The organism is Streptomyces sp. NPDC046876 (assembly GCF_040645035.1).
Classification (GTDB): domain Bacteria; phylum Actinomycetota; class Actinomycetes; order Streptomycetales; family Streptomycetaceae; genus Streptomyces.
In genome coordinates, this window is sequence record NZ_JBEYXK010000040.1 from 1 (window position 1) to 16,552 (window position 16,552).

At 74.0% G+C, this 16,552-nt stretch carries 17 protein-coding genes; 8 read left to right on the plus strand and 9 right to left on the minus strand.

Translation table 11 applies throughout. From position 1 onward, the window contains the following. The first annotated feature begins 219 nt into the window (after positions 1–219). Positions 220–1,845, plus strand: a complete 1,626-nt coding sequence (locus ABZ924_RS21285) for a molybdopterin-dependent oxidoreductase (RefSeq protein WP_361911865.1) — start codon at positions 220–222, stop codon at positions 1,843–1,845. 100 nt (positions 1,846–1,945) lie between these two features. After that, positions 1,946–3,016, plus strand: a complete 1,071-nt coding sequence (locus ABZ924_RS21290; protein ID WP_361911868.1) for an alpha/beta hydrolase-fold protein — start codon at positions 1,946–1,948, stop codon at positions 3,014–3,016. 3 nt (positions 3,017–3,019) lie between these two features. Here the strand turns inward: ABZ924_RS21290 and ABZ924_RS21295 are convergent, their stop codons facing one another. Both ABZ924_RS21295 and ABZ924_RS21300 read right to left on the minus strand, forming a co-directional pair. After that, positions 3,020–4,282 (minus strand): cytochrome P450, encoded by a 1,263-nt coding sequence (locus ABZ924_RS21295; RefSeq protein ID WP_361911871.1) that lies wholly within the window; start codon positions 4,280–4,282, stop codon positions 3,020–3,022. 408 nt (positions 4,283–4,690) lie between these two features. After that, positions 4,691–5,479, minus strand: coding sequence for a hypothetical protein (locus ABZ924_RS21300; RefSeq protein ID WP_361911874.1), 789 nt, complete (start codon positions 5,477–5,479; stop codon positions 4,691–4,693). Positions 5,480–5,609: 130 nt separating this feature from the next. Here ABZ924_RS21300 and ABZ924_RS21305 point away from each other — a divergent pair, with 130 nt between their 5' ends. Next, complete coding sequence (locus ABZ924_RS21305) at positions 5,610–6,536, plus strand: SDR family oxidoreductase (RefSeq protein WP_361911876.1); 927 nt, start codon at positions 5,610–5,612, stop codon at positions 6,534–6,536. Here ABZ924_RS21305 and ABZ924_RS21310 read toward each other — a convergent pair. Beyond that, entirely contained in the window at positions 6,527–7,600 is a 1,074-nt protein-coding gene (locus ABZ924_RS21310) for an enoyl-CoA hydratase/isomerase family protein (RefSeq protein ID WP_361911879.1), read from the minus strand. The two genes, ABZ924_RS21305 and ABZ924_RS21310, sit on opposite strands and share 10 nt — an antisense overlap. Before the next feature lie 29 nt (positions 7,601–7,629). On the opposite strand from ABZ924_RS21310, the gene ABZ924_RS21315 reads away from it, so the two are divergent. Then, positions 7,630–8,196: a dihydrofolate reductase family protein gene (locus ABZ924_RS21315; protein ID WP_361911882.1), complete on the plus strand. Its 567-nt coding sequence runs from the start codon at positions 7,630–7,632 to the stop codon at positions 8,194–8,196. A gap of 4 nt (positions 8,197–8,200) precedes the next feature. Here ABZ924_RS21315 and ABZ924_RS21320 read toward each other — a convergent pair whose 3' ends face one another. After that, complete coding sequence (locus ABZ924_RS21320) at positions 8,201–8,956, minus strand: helix-turn-helix transcriptional regulator (RefSeq protein ID WP_361911885.1); 756 nt, start codon at positions 8,954–8,956, stop codon at positions 8,201–8,203. A gap of 138 nt (positions 8,957–9,094) precedes the next feature. Between ABZ924_RS21320 and ABZ924_RS21325 the strand changes: the two genes are divergently transcribed. Further along, the gene (locus ABZ924_RS21325; protein ID WP_361912002.1) at positions 9,095–10,249 is read left to right on the plus strand and encodes an MFS transporter; all 1,155 of its coding nucleotides are present in this window, start codon (positions 9,095–9,097) and stop codon (positions 10,247–10,249) included. Between the two features lie 18 nt (positions 10,250–10,267). Here ABZ924_RS21325 and ABZ924_RS21330 read toward each other — a convergent pair whose 3' ends face one another. Next, the gene (locus tag ABZ924_RS21330) at positions 10,268–10,825 is read right to left on the minus strand and encodes a DUF6434 domain-containing protein (protein WP_361911888.1); all 558 of its coding nucleotides are present in this window, start codon (positions 10,823–10,825) and stop codon (positions 10,268–10,270) included. Between the two features lie 134 nt (positions 10,826–10,959). Between ABZ924_RS21330 and ABZ924_RS21335 the strand changes: the two genes are divergently transcribed. The 3 genes from ABZ924_RS21335 (at position 10,960) to ABZ924_RS21345 (ending at position 13,779) form a co-directional block, all read left to right on the plus strand. Then, on the plus strand, positions 10,960–11,565 hold the full coding sequence (locus ABZ924_RS21335) for a hydrolase (RefSeq protein WP_361911891.1): 606 nt from the start codon (positions 10,960–10,962) through the stop codon (positions 11,563–11,565). A gap of 189 nt (positions 11,566–11,754) precedes the next feature. Next, positions 11,755–12,666 carry a methyltransferase domain-containing protein gene (locus ABZ924_RS21340; RefSeq protein WP_361911894.1) on the plus strand — a complete coding sequence of 304 codons (912 nt, stop codon included), beginning with the start codon at positions 11,755–11,757 and terminating at the stop codon, positions 12,664–12,666. 3 nt (positions 12,667–12,669) lie between these two features. Then, entirely contained in the window at positions 12,670–13,779 is a 1,110-nt protein-coding gene (locus tag ABZ924_RS21345; RefSeq protein WP_361911896.1) for a hypothetical protein, read from the plus strand. 12 nt (positions 13,780–13,791) lie between these two features. On the opposite strand, the gene ABZ924_RS21350 is transcribed toward ABZ924_RS21345, so the two are convergent. The 4 genes from ABZ924_RS21350 to ABZ924_RS21365 are packed head-to-tail and all read right to left on the minus strand — an operon-like array spanning position 13,792 to position 16,535. Further along, on the minus strand, positions 13,792–15,168 hold the full coding sequence (locus tag ABZ924_RS21350; RefSeq protein ID WP_361911899.1) for a cytochrome P450: 1,377 nt from the start codon (positions 15,166–15,168) through the stop codon (positions 13,792–13,794). Beyond that, a complete protein-coding gene (locus tag ABZ924_RS21355) occupies positions 15,165–15,812 on the minus strand; it encodes an ATP/GTP-binding protein (protein ID WP_361911902.1) in 648 nt (215 codons plus the stop codon). Before ABZ924_RS21355 ends, ABZ924_RS21350 begins: the two co-directional genes overlap by 4 nt. Beyond that, positions 15,793–16,152, minus strand: coding sequence for a DUF742 domain-containing protein (locus tag ABZ924_RS21360; protein WP_361911905.1), 360 nt, complete (start codon positions 16,150–16,152; stop codon positions 15,793–15,795). Before ABZ924_RS21360 ends, ABZ924_RS21355 begins: the two co-directional genes overlap by 20 nt. Further along, positions 16,149–16,535, minus strand: a complete 387-nt coding sequence (locus tag ABZ924_RS21365) for a roadblock/LC7 domain-containing protein (protein WP_361912005.1) — start codon at positions 16,533–16,535, stop codon at positions 16,149–16,151. The genes ABZ924_RS21360 and ABZ924_RS21365 overlap by 4 nt, the downstream gene beginning before the upstream one ends. Positions 16,536–16,552 lie beyond the last annotated feature (17 nt).

Consider the following 16,552-nt stretch of genomic DNA (forward strand, 5'->3'; position numbering starts at 1 on the left):
CGGCAACCGCTGGGAGGTGCCCCCGGCACGGCACCTCGCCGCGTTGTCGGCCCTCGCAAGTACGTCCAGTACGAGCCGAGGCCCTCCGCCTTGCGAGGCACCGCACCGGACGCCGCGACCCGGTGAACCTTTCCGGTCACAGCACTAGCCCGCGCGGCGTGTGAGCGCGCCGGGCGCCCGGCGCACGCAATACGGGCGCGCCGCGCCACACTGGAACGCGTGACCGGAGCGAAGGCGGACCTCGGGCGGCGCCGCCGCCTCCTGGGCGGCGCCGTATGCGGGCTGGTCGCGGCCTTCGCCGGGCTGGCCGTGGCCGAGCTGGCCGCGGCGGTCGTCCGGCCCGAGGCCGCCCCGGTGACCGCGGTCGGCGGGACCGTGGTCGACCTCACGCCCACGGCCGTGAAGGAGTGGGCGATCCGGCAGTTCGGGACCGCCGACAAGCTGGTGCTCGCGCTCGGGATCGTCCTCGTCCTGGGAGCGGTGGCGGCCGCCGCCGGGGTGCTCGCGGTCCGCCGGCTGCCGGCGGGCCTCGCCGTGGCGGGCGCGTTCGGGCTGGTCGGGGCCCTGGCCGCAACGAGCCGACCGGAGGCGTCCTGGCGCGATGCGCTGCCCTCGCTGGCGGGCGGGCTGGCCGCCGCCGGGGTGCTGTACCTGCTGGTGCGCGCGCTGCGCCGGCCCCGCCCGGCCGGTGCACCCCCGGGCGGGGCCGGGGCGATGGACCGGCGCGGCTTCGGCCGGCTGGTCGCGGCCACGCTCGCCGCTTCCGCCGGCATCGGGTACGCGGGCCGGCGCCTCGGGGCGTACGGCTCCCTCGGGGCCGGCGCCTCCCGGGCGGGGCTGGTGCTGCCGCCGCCGGATGTACCCGCCCCGCCCGTGCCGCCCGGCGCGGAGCCGGCGGTGCGCGGGACCTCCCCCTTCCTCACCGCGGCCGGGGACTTCTACCGGGTGGACACCGCCCTGGTGGTGCCGCGCGTCGACGCCGACACCTGGCGGCTGCGGATCCACGGCGAGGGCGTCGCGCGTCCGCTGGAGCTGGACCTGCGCGCGCTGCTGGCCCGCCCGCTCGTCGAGCACGACATCACCCTGACCTGCGTGTCGAACGAGGTCGGCGGCCCGTACGCGGGCAACGCCCGCTGGCTCGGCGTGCGCCTCGCCGACCTGCTGCACGAGGCGGGCGTACGGCCGCCCTCGCGGGGCGGCCCGGCCGACCAGCTGGTCGCGCGCTCGGTGGACGGCATGACCATCGGCACGCCCGTGGAGACCGTCATGGACGGGCGGGAGGCGCTGCTCGCCGTCGGGATGAACGGCGAGCCGCTGCCCTTCGCCCACGGCTTCCCCGTCCGCATGGTCGTCCCGGGCCTGTACGGGTACGTCTCCGCCTGCAAGTGGCTGCGCGAGCTGCACCTGACCACCTTCTCCGCGTACGACGCCTACTGGGTGCGCAGGGGGTGGGCGGCGCAGGCCCCGGTGAAGACGCAGTCCCGCATCGACACGCCCCGCCCGTCCGCCGAACCCCTCGCGGGCCAGGTGGCGGTGGCCGGAGTGGCGTGGGCGCAGCACCGCGGGATCGCCCGGGTGGAGGTACGGGTCGACGGGGGCCCGTGGCAGGAGGCCCGGCTGGCGGACGCGGACGGCGTCGACACCTGGCGGCTGTGGTCGTGGCCGTGGGAGGCGGCCCCGGGCCGGCACACGCTCCAGGTCCGGGCCACGGACGGGGGCGGCGCCGTGCAGACGGAGGAGGTCCGGCCGCCCGTGCCCGACGGGGCGACGGGCCTGCACACGGTGGCGGTGCACGTCCGGCCCCGCCCGGCGGCCGCGGCGGCTGCGGCGGCACGGACAGGGTGACGGTCGGCCGGTCGGCCGGGGCGAAAAGGGGAGCAAACCGTACATTGAGCCATCCCCTTCCCTCCGGATGGGCGGAGAGCAACGTCAGGAGCCGGCCCCCGTGGAGCTCACCAGTACCCCGCTGTTCGTCACCCTGATCACCGTCACCGCACTCGCGATGCTGGCCGCGCTGCTGCTGTGGAACCGGATCCCGGGCCCCGGGTGGGTGCGCTGGCCCGCACGGGTGCTGATGCTCGCCCTGTGCCAGCTGACCGCCATCACCGTGACCGCCGCGTGGATCAACGGCAGCTACGGGCTCTACTCCTCCTGGGACGAGCTGCTGGGCACCGGGAACGGGCAGGACGCCTCCGCGATGACCGCGCCGACGACGGGCCGGGCCCGCTTCATGCCGGGCGGTGACGGCACCCAGACCGCCTGGTTCCGCGGTACCCACTCGAAGCTGGCCGGCCAGGTGATCGTGTGGACCCCGCCCGAGTACCGGGCCCCGGGTGCGCAGCGGACCCGGTTCCCCGTGCTGGTGCTGCTGCACGGCTACCCGGGCTCGCCACGGACGTGGATCGACCTGGGCGGCATGCCGGACGCGTTGGAGCAGCTGATCGCGCTGGGCGCGTCGCGCCCGTTCGTCCTCGTGATCCCGGAGATCTACCCGGGCGGGGTGAACACCGACTGCAGCAACACGCCCGGCCGGAAGGTGGCCGACTGGCTGGCGCGGGACGTGCCGGAGCTGGTCGCGAAGAACTTCCGCACGCTGCGGGGGCCCGCAGGCTGGGGGCTGATGGGCGTGTCCACCGGGGGGTACTGCGCGGCGAAGCTGCCGCTGCAGTACCCGAAGGTGTTCCGGGCGGGAGCGGCCCTCGACCCGGACCCGCTGACCGGCGACCCCGAGGTGCTGCCCGATGCGGTGCTGCGGGAGCGCAACAGCCCGATGTGGCTGGTCCGGCAGGCGCGGAAGGCCGACGTCGGGCTGTTCCTGGCCACCTCCGCGCAGGACCGGGAGAGCCCGCCGCAGCAGCTGGACGCCTTCGTCCGGGCCGCGGCGGGCAGCGGGGTCCGCGTCAAGACCCTCGTCCGACCCTCCGGCGGCCACAACTTCCAGACGTGGAGCGGGATGTACCCCGATGCGCTGGGCTGGCTCAGCACCGAGCTGTCGCCGCCGGCGGCGGGCCGCTAGGACTCAGCGGCGGCCCGGGCGGCGGACCGGGCGGACCGGAAGCGCCTGGACGCTGTTGCCGATGAAGCTGCGCTGGCGGGGAAGTTCGGCCTCGGGGACGGCGAGGTCGAGGTCCGGGAAACGGGTGAAGAGCCGTTCCAGGGCGATCGTGGCCTCGAGGCGGGCGAGCGGGGCGCCGACGCAGTAGTGCGCGCCCTGCCCGAAGGAGAGGTGCCGGGCCGCGCCGGGCCGGGTGACGTCGAAGCGGTCGGCGTCCGGGCCGTGGAAGGCCCCGTCGCGTCCGGCGGCGGTGTAGCCGGCGAGGACCGGGGTGCCCTGCGGGATCACGGTGCCGCCGAGGGGCAGGTCGCGGGTGGGGTAGCGGAAGGGGAACCAGCTGACCGGGCCGTCCCAGCGCAGCGTCTCGTCGACCACGTCCGACCAGGTGGCCTTGCCGTCCAGGACCAGCGCCAGCTGGTCGCGGTGGGTGCACAGGGCGCGTACGGCATTGCTGATCAGGTTGAGGGTGGTCTCGTGACCTGCTACCAGCATCAGACGCATGGTGCCGATGAGTTCGGCCTCGCTGAGCCGGTCGCCGTCGTCCTCGCGGGCGGCTATCAGGGCGCTGGTCAGATCGTCGCCGGGGGCGGCCCGGCGGGCGGCCGCGATCGCGCCGAGCAGCTCGACGAGCTCGCGCACGGCCGCCATCACCTCCGCCGGGGTGGTGTCGGTGGCGATGACCACCGTGTAGGTGAGGTCGTGCAGCCGGCCGCGGTGCTCGGGGTCCACGCCGAGCAGCTCGCAGATGACGCTCATCGGGAGCGGGAGCGCGAAGTGGGTGCGCAGGTCGGCGACGCCGCCGGGGTCCTCGGCGGCGGCCCGGCCGAGGTCGTCGAGGAGGCCGGCGGTCAACTCCTCGATGCGGGGGCGCAGCCGCTCCACCTGGCGGGCGGTGAAGGCGTTGCCGACGAGGGAGCGCAGACGGCGGTGGTCGGCGCCGTCGGCGGTGTGCATGCCCTGGGCGTTGGCGAAGACCCGCAGGGGCCAGTCGGCGGGGATCGTGCCGTCGTTCAGGGCCGGGCAGTGGCGGGCGTCCTTGGCCACGTCGGGGTGGGAGAGGAACTCCTTGAGCGCGTCGTGCCCCAGGACGACCGCTGCGGGCACCCCGCCGGGCAGCACGATGTCCGCGACGGGCCCCTGCTGCGTCCGCAGGGCGGCGTTCAGGGCGTGCGGGCAGCCGCCGGCGGGGTCGACGGTGTGGGCGGGGGCGGGAGGGTGCGAGGACAAGCCGGTTCTCCTGACCGTATGGACGAATACCGGCCAACAGTGCGGCTTCCCTACGGGGTTGTACAAGGGCCCCCGCCCACTCCGGCCCCACCGCCTCGTGAGCCGGGGGGCTGAAGCCCAGCCGACTCCGCCGCCACCCGAACCGAGGGTCCAGCCAATCCAGCCTCGCCGGCGTTTGAGGCGGGGGGTCTGGGGCGGAGCCCCAGAAGCCCAGCCGACTCCGCCGCCACCCGAACCGGGAGTCCGGCAAATCCAGCCCCGCCGGCGCTTCAGGCGCGGGGTCTGGCGGCGGCGCCCCGGAAACCCGGCTCCGCCGGGCACCGGGCTCTGCCCGGACCCTCCCCCAGACTCCGTCCGGGGGGACCCCCACTCAAACGCCGGCGAGGCTGGATTGGCCGGCCCTCGGCGTCAGGCCGGGGGGTGGGCCAGGTGGAGGCGGGTGTGGTACCAGCCGGACGCCTCCTTGCCGGTCGGGTCCTCGCCGAGGGCCCGCACGGCGGCCACGGCGCGCCGCTGCTCGGCGGCGTCGGTGAAGCGCCGCTGCGGGCTGGTTCCGGGGACGCGCTCGACCGTCAGCCCGTACGCCCGCAGGCAGTCGGCGATGCCCCGGAAGTCGTGGCTGCGCAGCACGAACGCGGCCACCGGCACCGGCCGGCCGACGGCGCTGAGCAGCCGCCCGAAGGTGCGCCCGGTGAGGAACGTGGTCCCGCCGGTGACGGTGATCAGGCCGACGCCGGCGGCGGAGCTCCGCAGCACCTCCCCCGGTTCGGCGGCCTCCAGGTCGTCCGTGTGGCCCTCGTCGAGGAGCCCGGCGGCCACGGCGTAGGCGACGGCGGGCCGGGCGATGTCGACGCCGATCATGCGGACGGCGTCGGCGCGCCGCCGGGCGGCGTAGAACGCGCGGTCCCGGGCCAGGAGTTCCTCCGTTGTGAGACGGGCCGCCTCCGGGGCGGTGTAGTGCGCGTACAGCTCGTCCAGGGTCACGTCGTGGTTCACGAGGGCGGCGTTGATCCCGTACGAGCAGCACAGGTCGAGCACCGTCCGCCGCCCGGGTCCGAGGCCGCGGGCCAGGGCCCGGAAGACCGGTTGGGCGTGGGCGGGGGTCTGGTACCCGTACGGGGCGAGCGCGGTGAAGTAGCCGCGGGGGTCGGGCAGGGCGTAGACGTCGTCGAAGCTGGTCATGCCGGCGGCGGTCATCGGCCGGGTCCTCCTCGGGGCGGGTCGGCTGCCTGCGGCCTCAGTGGTAGCCGGGCAGCGGGGGCGGTCGAAAGGCCGCGGATCCGGCCACCGCGGCGTGCCCGCGAGCGGCGCGGCGTAGGGTCTGGGGATGACGCAGACGCGGCGGACGCTCGAAGGCAGAGTAGCCCTGGTGGCCGGTGGGACGCGGGGGGCGGGCCGGGGCATCGCGGTCCAGCTGGGCGCGCAGGGCGCGACGGTGTACGTGACGGGGCGCAGCTCGCGCGAGGGCGGCCGGTCGGAGTACGACCGGCCGGAGACGGTCGAGGAGACCGCGGAGCTGGTCACCGCGGCGGGCGGGCACGGGATCGCGGTGGTCGCGGACCATCTGGTGCCGGGTCAGGTCGAGGCGTTGGTCGGGCGGATCGGGGCCGAGCAGGGCCGCCTGGACGTGCTGGTGAACGACATCTGGGGCGGTGAGCGGCTGTTCGAGTGGGAGAGCCCGGTGTGGGAGCACGACCTCGACAAGGGGTTGCGGCTGCTGCGGCTGGCGATCGACACCCACGCCATCACCAGCCACTTCGCCCTGCCGCTGCTGCTGCGGGAGCCGGGCGGGCTGGTGGTGGAGATAACGGACGGCACGGCCGAGTACAACGCGGACCGCTACCGGAACTCCTTCTTCTACGACCTCGCCAAGTCGGCGGTGCTGCGGATGGCGTTCGCCCTCGGGCACGAGCTGGGCCCGCGCGGGGCGACGGCGGTGGCGCTGACGCCGGGCTGGCTGCGCTCGGAGATGATGCTCGACGCCTTCGGCGTGACCGAGGCCACCTGGCGCGACGCGCTGGAGAAGGTGCCGCACTTCGCCATCTCGGAGACCCCGTCGTACGTGGGCCGGGCGGTCGCGGCGCTGGCGGCGGACCCGGAGGTCGCCCGCTGGAACGGGCAGTCGCTGTCCAGCGGGCAGCTCGCCCGCGTGTACGGCTTCACGGACCTCGACGGCAGCCGGCCGGACGCCTGGCGGTACATGGTCGAGGTCCAGGACCCGGACCGCCCGGCCGACACCACCGGCTACCGCTGAGCCGCGAGGCCCAGTTCGCGGCCCGGTCCGAGCGGGGCGAAGAAGCCGGCCACCGCCTCCTCGGGGACCTCGCGCAGGTCGGACGGGGACCAGCGGGGGGTGCGGTCCTTGTCGACGACCTGGGCCCGGATGCCCTCGACCAGGTCGGGCGAGCGCAGCGCGTGGCAGGAGGTCCGGTACTCCTGGGCGAGGACCTCCTCCAGGGTGCCGAGCCGCCGGGCCCGGCTGACGGCGGCGAGGGTGACCTTGAGGGAGGTGGGGGACTTGGCGAGGATCGTTTCCGCGGTCTCCTTGGCGGCCGGATCCCCCTCGGCGAGGAGCCGCTCGACGATCTCCTCGACGGTCTCGGCGGCGTAGCAGCGGTCGATCCAGGGCCGCCGCGCGGCCAGTTCGCCGGGGGCGGGAGTGGCGGCGTACCGCGGGAGCACCTCGTGCGCGGGCTCCTCGGCGAGGGCGTCGGCCAGCTCGGGGAGCAGGGCGGCGGGCACGAAGTGGTCGGCGAGCCCGCACAGCAGCGCGTCGGCGGCGCCCACGGCCGAGCCGGTGAGCGCGAGGTGGGTGCCGAGCAGGCCGGGGGCGCGGCCGAGGAGGTGGGTGCCGCCGACGTCCGGGACGAAGCCGATGCCGGTCTCCGGCATGGCGACGCGGGAGCGCTCGGTGACGATGCGGACGCTGCCGTGGGCGGAGACGCCGACGCCGCCGCCCATCACGATGCCGTCCATGAGGGCGACGTACGGCTTGGGGTAGCGGGCGATCAGGGCGTTGAGGCGGTACTCGTCGCGCCAGAAGTCGGCGGAGGCGGAGGTGCCCGCCTTGGCGTCGTCGTGGATCGCGCGGATGTCCCCGCCGGCGCACAGGCCGCGCTCGCCGGCGCCGCGGATGAGGACCCGGTCGACGGCCGGGTCGTGCGCCCAGGCGAGCAGGGCCTCCTCGATGCGCAGCACCATGGGGTGGGTGAGCGCGTTGAGGGCCCGGGGGCGGTTGAGGGTGATCGTCCCCGTGCGTCCCGAAGTGTGGAAGAGGACGGTGTCGTCTGCGGTGTCCGTGGCGTGGTGGCTGTTCACGGCAGCCAGTATCGGTAGCGTGGGCCACTGTGCGAAAGATCGTCCTGATGATGTCCGTGTCCCTGGACGGGTTCTTCGAGGGGCCGCAGCGGCAGGGCGACTGGCATGTCGTCGACGACGAGCTGCACCGGCACTTCAACGAGGAGCTCGCCGACATCGACGGATTCCTCCACGGCCGGGTCATGTACGAGCTGATGGCCGGCGTCTGGCCGACAGCGGATGCCGACCCGGCGAACGCCGGTCCGATGGCCGAGTTCGCGGACATCTGGCGGCGGACCCCGAAGTACGTGTACTCGCGGACGCTGGAGCAGGAGGACGTCGGCTGGAACTCCACGGTCGTGCGGGACGTCGTACCGGCGGAGGTCGCCGCGCTCAAGGCGGCCGGGGACGGTGACCTGGTGCTGGGCGGGGCGGACATCGCCGCCTCGTTCCTGCGGCAGGACCTGGTGGACGCGTACCGGATCTACGTGCACCCGGTGCGCATCGGCCGCGGCAGACCGCTGTTCCCGAGCGAGGAGGTGCGGGTGCCGCTGCGGCTGGAGGGCACGCGGTCCTTCGGCAACGGGGTGGTCCGGCTGTCGTACGCGCGGCAGTAGCGGACTAGGGCAGCGGGCGCGGGTGCGTGCCCGGGGTGTGCCCGAAGGCCCGCCGGAAGACGTCGATGAAGGCGCTCGCGGAGGACCAGCCGCAGCGGTGCGCGACCGCGGTCACGGGCGTGCCGGCGGCCAGCAGGCGCAGCGACCGGTGCAGCCGCAGCTGGGTGCGCCACTGCGGGAAGGTCATGCCGAGCTCTGCGCGGAACAGCCGGCTCAGGGTCCGCTCGCTCGCCCCGGCCCCCGCCTGCGCCGCCAGCTCGGCCAGCGTGCGGTGGTCGCCCGGGTCCGCGTGGAGCAGCTCGCAGACGGCGGCGAGGCGGGGATCCGTCGGGGCGGGCAGGTGCAGGGGTTGCAGGGGCGCGGCGCGCAGCTGGTCGAGCAGGACGCCGAGCATCCGGCGGCGCTGCGGGCTGCCGTCCTCGGGGGCCCGGGTGTAGGCCAGGATCAGCTCCCGCAGCAGCGGACCCACGGCGATCACGGCGGGGCTGTCCAGGGACAGCGGGTTGAGGTGGACCGGCAGGCCCACCAGGTGCAGGTCGGTGCGGCCGTGGGCGCGGTGCTCGTGGACGGTCCCGGCGGGGATCCACAGGGCGCGGGAGGTGGGCGCGACCCAGGTGCCGGCGTCGGTGGTGATGGACAGCACCCCGGAGCCGGCGTAGGCGATCTGGTGGTCGTCGTGCCGGTGCGGGTCGATCCCGGTGTGGGTGTCGAGCGCGCGGACGCTGGTCGCGGCCCTCGGAGTGTGGCGGATTTCCTGCATCACCCGGCAATTTATCGGAAGCCGTACGGCGGCGGCAGTGGCGATGCTCGACCGGTGAAGACCTCCGACACCCGGGACCCCACCGGGGGCTCCGCCCCCGCCCCCGGCTCCCCTGCCGAGCCCGAGCGGCGGCGGGCCGTGCGGCTCGCGGCCGGGCATGTCTGCGTGGACGTGTACCAGGGCGCAGTCGCCGCGCTCGTCCCGTTCCTGGTCGCCGGGCGCGGGTACGGCTACGCGGCCGCGTCCGGGATCGTGCTGGCCGCCTCGCTGCTGTCGTCCGTCGTCCAGCCGCTGTTCGGGGCGCTGGCCGACCGGCGGCCGGTGCCCTGGCTGATCCCGGTGGGCACGGCCGCCGCGGGCGCGGGCATCGCCCCGGTGGGCCTGGACGCGGGCTATCCGGCCACCGTGGCCGCGGCGGCCCTGTCCGGGCTGGGTGTCGCCGCGTACCACCCGGCGGCGGCCCGCCTGGTGCGCACCGGGGCGGGCGGCGGCGGGCACACCGCGATGAGCTGGTTCGCCCTCGGCGGCAACATCGGCTTCGCCTGCGCCCCGCTGTTGGTGGTCGGCGCCCTGTCGCTGCCGGGGCCGGCGCCCTGGCTCCTGCTGGCGCTCCCGGCGGCGCTCGGGGTGGTGTTGAACCGGCCGCGGCCCACTGCTGCGGACGCGGCCCCGTCGGCCCCGTCGGCGGGGGGTGTTCCGGGGGCGGCGGTCGTCGCCGCCGAGGACGTGCGGGCGTTCCTGCGGCTGTCCCTGGTGGTGGTCGTCCGCTCCGTGGTCTTCATCGGGCTGAGCACCTTCCTCGCCCTGTACGTGGCTGCGCGGGGCGGTGGTGGCACCGGCGGGGCGGCGGCCCTGGTCGCCCTGTACGGCGGCACCGCGGCCGGCACGCTGCTCGGCGGGCGGCTGGCGTCCCGCTGGGGCCGGACCACCGCCGTGCGCCGGGCGTACGCCGTCACCGCGCCCGCCGTCGCGGGCATCCTCCTGCTGCCGCTGCCGCTCGTGTACGGGTGCGCGGCGCTGGCCGCCACCGCCCTGTACGTGCCGTTCTCGCTGCAGGTCACCCTCGGGCAGGACTACCTGCCGAGCCGCATGGGCACGGCGAGCGGGGTCACGCTGGGCCTGACGGTCAGCGTGGGCGGGCTGGCGAGTCCGCTGATCGGAGCGGCCGCGGACGCCGTCTCGCTGCGCACGGCCCTGCTGCCGCTGGCGGTGCTGCCGCTGCTGGCCTGGGCACTGTCCCGGCACCTCCCGGAGCCCGGGCCGATGGCGGCTGCGCCGCCCCCGGCGGACTGACGGGCCCAGGGGCCGGGCTCAGTCCCGCGGCAGGGCCCTGTGGGCCTGCCAGGCGGCCAGGGCCTCAGCCCGGGCGCCGTCCGGGTGGCGGGCGTGCCAGTCGCGCAGGAACCGGTTGAACTCGAACTGGGCGCCGACCTCCTGTGGTTCGGCGGCCCGGGCGCGGGTGGCGTGCCAGTGGGCGACGGCTTCGGCGAGGGTGTGCCCGACGCCGTCGGCGATGTAGTCGCGCATGAAGGCGTCGAAGTGGAAGGCGGGACCGATCTCGCGGACGAAGAACTCCCGGAGCACCTGGCTGCACCGCTGCCCCTGGGGGATGACGGTGTCGCCGTCGACGGGCGCGGCGAGCTGCCGGCCGGCGGCCCGGCGCGCCGGGCGGGCCGGAGCCGGCTGCGGGAGCCCGTCGAGCGCGGCCGCCAGCCGGTCGGTCAGCGCGGCCTTCCCGCCCCCGGCGGAGAGCCCCATCCGCCGGGCCAGGACGGACAGTTCGGCGAGCGTCCAGTACCAGCGGCGCAGTTCCGCGCCGGTGAGCTCCGGGGTCAGGTCGGGACGGGACTCCCCCGCATTCGTACTCATGTTCACATCCTAGGCGGCGCGGCACCCGCACCCGGACGCACCCGCTCCGCCACGCCGGGCGGCCGACCCCTGCCGAGCCGCACGGCACGGCCCGGGGTTTCATGAACGTGTACGGACCATCGAAGGAGATCGCGTTGACCACCGCAGCCGACCGCGCCCGCCTGACCCTCGACGGCGGCACCGCCCTCGTCCTCATCGACCTCCAGCAGGGCATCCTCGCCCTGCCCACCACCCGGCCCGCCGAGGAGGTCCTGGCCAACGGCAAGGCCCTCGCGGAGGCCTTCCGCGCGCGCCGGCTGCCCGTGGTGCTGGTCAAGGTGGCTTGGTCGCCCGACGGCGGCGACCTGCCCACCACCGACGTCGACCGCCCGGGCCCGGCCACCGCCCCGCCCGCCGCGTTCTCCGAGATCCCGGCCGAACTCGCCGCCCTCGGGGACGTCGTGGTGACCAAGCGGCACTGGGGCGCGTTCACCGGCACCGAGCTCGACCTCCAGCTGCGCCGGCGCGGCATCAGCCGGATCGTGCTGGCGGGGATCTCCACCAGCGTGGGCGTGGAGTCCACGGCCCGTACGGCCTGGGAGCACAACTACGCCCTCGTCTTCGCGGAGGACGCGACCGCCGACACCGACCCGCAGTCCCATGCGCACACCTTCGGCAAGATCTTCCCGCGCATCGGGAAGGTGAGCAGCACGGCTGAGATCATCGCCGCTCTGGAGTCGCAATCAGGACAGCGGAGTTGACGATTCCACGCCTGACGTCCGGAAACGGACGGCATCAAGACCTGACGTGACATCAAATGCGCGGAATTGGTGGCGTTTCGGGTGTGGCTATGCTCATCCCTCAAGTGGCTGAGGAATTTTATCGATCACTTATGGGCAGAGTGGGGCGGCCGATAAACACCCCCACGTGACCGCAGGACCGGAGAACCGATGGACAGCAAACTCGTCATCCAGCCACCCCAGGCTGGACAGGTGTTCGACGAGAGCCAAGTGCCGCTCTACTACAGCCGGAAGACGGCGGACATCCTCCACAAATACGGCCCGGGCCCCCGAGTCCACTTCCACATGGGCCTGTTCGCTCCCGGTGCGACACCGAACACAACGGTCTCCCAGAGGGTGCTCAAACGCCGCATCGTGGAGTCGCAGGAGGCGATCGTCGAGCACGCGGCCCGCTCGTGGGGCGCGTACGCCACCCCGCCCGGCAGCGTCCTCGACATCGGCTGCGGGGTCGGCGGCGGCTCCCTGTACTGGGCGCAGGAGCACGGGGCTGAGGTCACCGGCCTCACCGTCGCGGCCGAGCACATACCCGTGGTCCACGAGTTCGCCCGGCAGGCCGGGGTGGCCGACCGTGTCACCGCGCACCTCGCCGATGTGCACACGTTCACCACCGAGGCCAAGTTCGACGCCGCGTACGCCAACGAGAGCTCCGGCTACATGGACCGCGAACGGCTCTTCCGCGTCGTCGCGGCGGCCCTGAAGCCGGGTGGCTGGTTCGGCATCCAGGAGCACTTCATCTGCCGGCCCGAGTGGACCTCGTTCATCGACGGCTACTACAAGACGCGCCTGGGCACCTTCACCGAGTACCTCCGCGCCGCCGAGGCGGCCGGTTTTGAACTGGAGCAGGACGAGGACGTCACCGACCGCGTCGCCGAGTTCTGGGTTCAGTCCATGGCCTGGAACACGGCCGAGCTGGACCGCATGGACCCGGCCGGCCCCCGCCCCGCCTGGTCGCGCGAGCGGCTGCAGGAGTCCACCATCACGCACGGCAAGCTGTTCCGCATCTGGCGCGACCATGCGCTGGAGACGCGGCTGCTGCTGTTCCGTCTGAGCGGAGGGCGCTGAGCCATGCCGGCTTCGTACGCCACCGGCGCCGCGCCGTCCCGGATCGGGTGGCAGCTCCCGCCGTTCTACTGCCCGTTCGAACGGGATCTGATCCACCCGAAGGCCGCGGAGCTGGAAGAGCGAGCCGTCGCCTGGATCGACGGATACGGCTTGTACCCCGACGCCACCGAGCGCGCCTGGTGCCTCGCGACCCGCAGTGCCGACTTCACCGCACGGATCATCCCTTACGGTGACGTGGAGACAATGCTGCTGTTCACGCAGTGGAACTACTGGGCGTTTGCCATGGACGACCGCCAGGACTCCGGGGCCGCGTCCTCCCGCACGGCCACCGTGGCCGACCAGGGAGCCCGGCTCGTGCGGGCAGTCGAGGCACCGGGGTCCGGGCTGCTGCCTCCGGGGCCGTTCACGGCAGCCCTGGAGGACCTGGTGGTCCGCACCCGCGAGATACTCACCCCGGTCCAGTTGCACCGGTTCACGGAAGGCATCCGCGACTGGGTGTTCGGCTCGGCCTGGCAGGCGGTATACGCGCAGCGCGGCGCGATGCCGTCGTTGAACGAGTACGTCGCGATGCGCACCTCCGACAACGGCACCCGTTTCACACTGGCGTGGTGCAATGCGGCCAACGGGATCGAGTTGCCGTCCAGGACGCTGTACTCGGCGCCGGTTCAGGTCTTGACCGAGGCCGCCGGCCTCATCGTCGGCTGCGACAACGACGTCTTCTCGTACAACAAGGACGACCACCAGGAGCCGCTGGAGGAGAACCTGATCAACGTCCTTGCCCAGGAACGCGGTCTCGGGACGAGCCGCGCACTGGAGGAGGCGGTGGCCTTCCGGGACCGCCTGGTCGGCCTGTTCGTCGCGCTCCGCGACCGGGTGGCGCGGGACGCCGGTGAGGAGCTGCTGCGGTACCTGCGCTCGTTGGAGCACTGGATCGCGGGTGACATCGAGTACCACAACCGGGCACCGCGCTACACGAGCCCCCGCAACCGCAACGCCCTGCCGGTCGAGGGGGCTTCGTACGACATCACCTACCGCGCCACGCCCTCGGACCCGCGTACCGGGCCGCTGCCCGTACCTGCACTCGCCTGGTGGTGGCGGCAGCTCGAGGGGTGACGCGGGCGGCGCTCACCTCCGGCGGAACAGCCGGGCCCACCACGAGGCCCGGCGCACCGGCCGCTCGACCGCCTCCCGGATGGCGCCGGGCACACGCACCGGGGCCGGCGCGGGCACGCGGGCCGGGACCGGGTTGGAGCCGGTTACCGAGGTGCCGCTCGGGGTGAACGCCACCGGCAGTTCGATCAGGTGACGTGACATCAGGGACGACTTCCAGCGCAGCTCGGCCTCGGACACCGCCAGCTCCACATCGGGCAGCCGTGCGAGCAATGTGTCGATGCCGGTGTCCGCGATCGCGCGGCCGATGTCCTGCCCCGGGCACTCGTGCGGGCCGCTGCTGAAGGACAGGTGGGAGCGGTTGCCGTGGACGGGCAGGGTGAGGTCCGGTCGGATGTCCGGGTCGGCGTTGCCTGCGGCCAGGCCCAGCAGCAGCATGTCACCGGCCTTGACGGCCATGCCGCCGAGCTCGGTGTCGCCGGTGGCCCAGCGGCCCAGGATCGTGGTGAGCGGCGGCTCGTCCCACAGCACCTGTTCCAGCGCGTCCGGCAGGGTCATGTGGCCGCCGGAGAGGTCGGCACGGAAGCGGCGGTCGGTGAGGACCAGGCGGAGCGTGTTGGCGATCAGGTTGGCCGTCGTCTCGAAGGCCGCGATCAGCACCAGGCGCAGGTGCTCGACGATCTCGTCGTCCGTGAGCTGTGTGCGGTGTTCCAGCAGCCAAGAGGTGAAGTCCCGGCCCGGTACCGCCCGCTTGCGGTCGACGAGCTGCTCGAGCGTCTCCGTGACGTAGGCGTTGCTCGCGACGGCGGTCTCCGTGCCCTTGAGCATGTCGCGGGCGGCTTCCACGAGACGGGGACCGTAAGAGTCCGGCATGCCGACGAGCTGCGTCATCACCAGCATGGGCAGCGGCTCGGCGAAGTCCGCCACCAAGTCGGCCCGGCCGGTCTGCAGGAACCCGTCGATGAGCTGGTTGGCGAACCGCGTCACGTAGCGGCGGATGCCGCGCCGGTCGAAGCGCTCCAGGGAATCGGTGACGGCACCGCGCAGCCGCTCGTGCTCCGCCCCCTCGACGAGGTGGCACACCGGCTGCCAGGCGGTCATGGGGGTCAGCGGATGGTCCGGCGGGACGTTGCCCTCCTGCATGTCGCGCCAGCGGCGCGGGTCGCGGGAGAAGCGGGACGGGGAGCGGGCCACGTCGAGGTTCTCGCGGTGGCCGAGGACGAGCCAGGCGGGCAGGTCGCCCTGGACCAGGACGGGGGCGACGGAGCCGTACTCGGCGCGCAGCTTCTCGTACAGGCCCATCGGGTCGGCCTCGGCCTCGGGGCCGTAGAGCCGGTGGGCCGGGCAGCCCGGCGGCGGGACGGCGGCGGGGTCGGGCGCGGGGGTGCTCACAAGGCCTCCGGGGTCACGGCGAGGGAGTGCAGGTAGTGCATGAGCGTCATCAGGACGTCACGGCTGGAGTCGCGGCGCCGGGCGTCGCAGACGACCAAGGGGACGGAAACGGGCAGGTCGAGGGCCTGGCGCAGGTCCTCCAAGGGGTGCTCCGGCGCGTCGGGGAAGGAGTTGACGGCGACGACGAACGGCACGCCACGCTCCTCCAGTCGGCCGATCACGTCGAAGCTGACCTCCAGGCGGCGGGTGTCGACCAGGACGACGGCGCCGAGCGCGCCCTCGAACAGGCCCCGCCACAAGAACCAGAACCGCTCCTGGCCGGGGGTGCCGAAGAGGTACAGCACCAGTTCTTCGTTGATGCTGATGCGGCCGAAGTCCATGGCCACGGTGGTGGAGGTCTTGCGCTCCACGCCGACGGTGTCGTCGACGCCGACGCCGGCCTGCGTCATCGTCTCCTCGGTGGTCAGCGGCCGGATCTCGCTCACGGACCCGACCAGGGTCGTCTTGCCGACCCCGAAGCCGCCCACGATCACCACCTTGACGGCGGCGGCGGCCGTGGCCGGCAGCGCGTCCTCGCGCCGCGGCCCGGCCGGGAGGGGCCCGCGGTGGGGGGCCGGGGGCGGCTCAGAGCTTTCGAAGTCCATCGATGACTGCCTCTATCAGTGCCAGATCGGGGAGTTTGGCGGGGGCGACGGGCGGGCGGGAGAGGACGTGCCCGGCGGTGAGCAGGTCGCCGAGGAGCACGGTGATCACGCTCACCGGCAGGCCGAGGTAGGCGGACACCTCGGCCACCGAAAGCGGCGACTGGCACAGGCGCATGATCGCCGCGTGCTCGGGCTGCATCCCTGGCCTCGGCCCCGACTTGGCGATGATGAGCGTGACCAGGTCGAGGGTGGCAGGTGTCGACGGTGCGCTGCGTCCCCCGGTGATCACGTAGAGCCGCTCGGGGGTCCCGACTTCCCAGTCCGGTCCCGTATTGCTCACGCGATGAGTCCGTCGCGCCGCGGCGGGCTGCTCAGGTGCTCTCCGATCCGTGCCACCAGGTCGCGCATCCGCTGGCCCATGAGGCCTGCGTCGACGCCTTCATCCGCCAGCACCGCGAGGAAGGCCCCGGCACCGGCCGCCATCAAGTAGAAGAAACCGCCGTCCATCTCGATGACGACGAGCCGCATCCGACCACTGCTGTGGGGGAGTTCGGCGGCTACAGCGCCGGCGAGGCTCTGGAGTCCGGCGCAGGCGGCGGCGAGCCGGTCGGCGGTGTCGGTCTCCGCGCCGTACTGCGCCATGCGCAGGCCGTCGGCGGACAGGACGATGACGTGGCGGGTCTGCGGGACACTCTCGGCCAGGTCCTTGAGCATCCAGTCCATGTTGGTCTGTTGGTGGC

Bases quoted from the DNA above. Each gene is read 5' to 3' on its own strand.
- ABZ924_RS21345 (WP_361911896.1), top strand. From the start codon at position 12,670: ATGCCGGCTTCGTACGCCACCGGCGCCGCGCCGTCCCGGATCGGGTGG.
- ABZ924_RS21320 (WP_361911885.1), bottom strand. From the start codon at position 8,956: ATGCAGGAAATCCGCCACACTCCGAGGGCCGCGACCAGCGTCCGCGCG.
- ABZ924_RS21355 (WP_361911902.1), bottom strand. From the start codon at position 15,812: ATGGACTTCGAAAGCTCTGAGCCGCCCCCGGCCCCCCACCGCGGGCCC.
- ABZ924_RS21365 (WP_361912005.1), bottom strand. From the start codon at position 16,535: ATGGACTGGATGCTCAAGGACCTGGCCGAGAGTGTCCCGCAGACCCGC.
- ABZ924_RS21305 (WP_361911876.1), top strand. From the start codon at position 5,610: ATGACGCAGACGCGGCGGACGCTCGAAGGCAGAGTAGCCCTGGTGGCC.
- ABZ924_RS21300 (WP_361911874.1), bottom strand. From the start codon at position 5,479: ATGACCGCCGCCGGCATGACCAGCTTCGACGACGTCTACGCCCTGCCC.
- ABZ924_RS21340 (WP_361911894.1), top strand. From the start codon at position 11,755: ATGGACAGCAAACTCGTCATCCAGCCACCCCAGGCTGGACAGGTGTTC.
- ABZ924_RS21330 (WP_361911888.1), bottom strand. From the start codon at position 10,825: ATGAGTACGAATGCGGGGGAGTCCCGTCCCGACCTGACCCCGGAGCTC.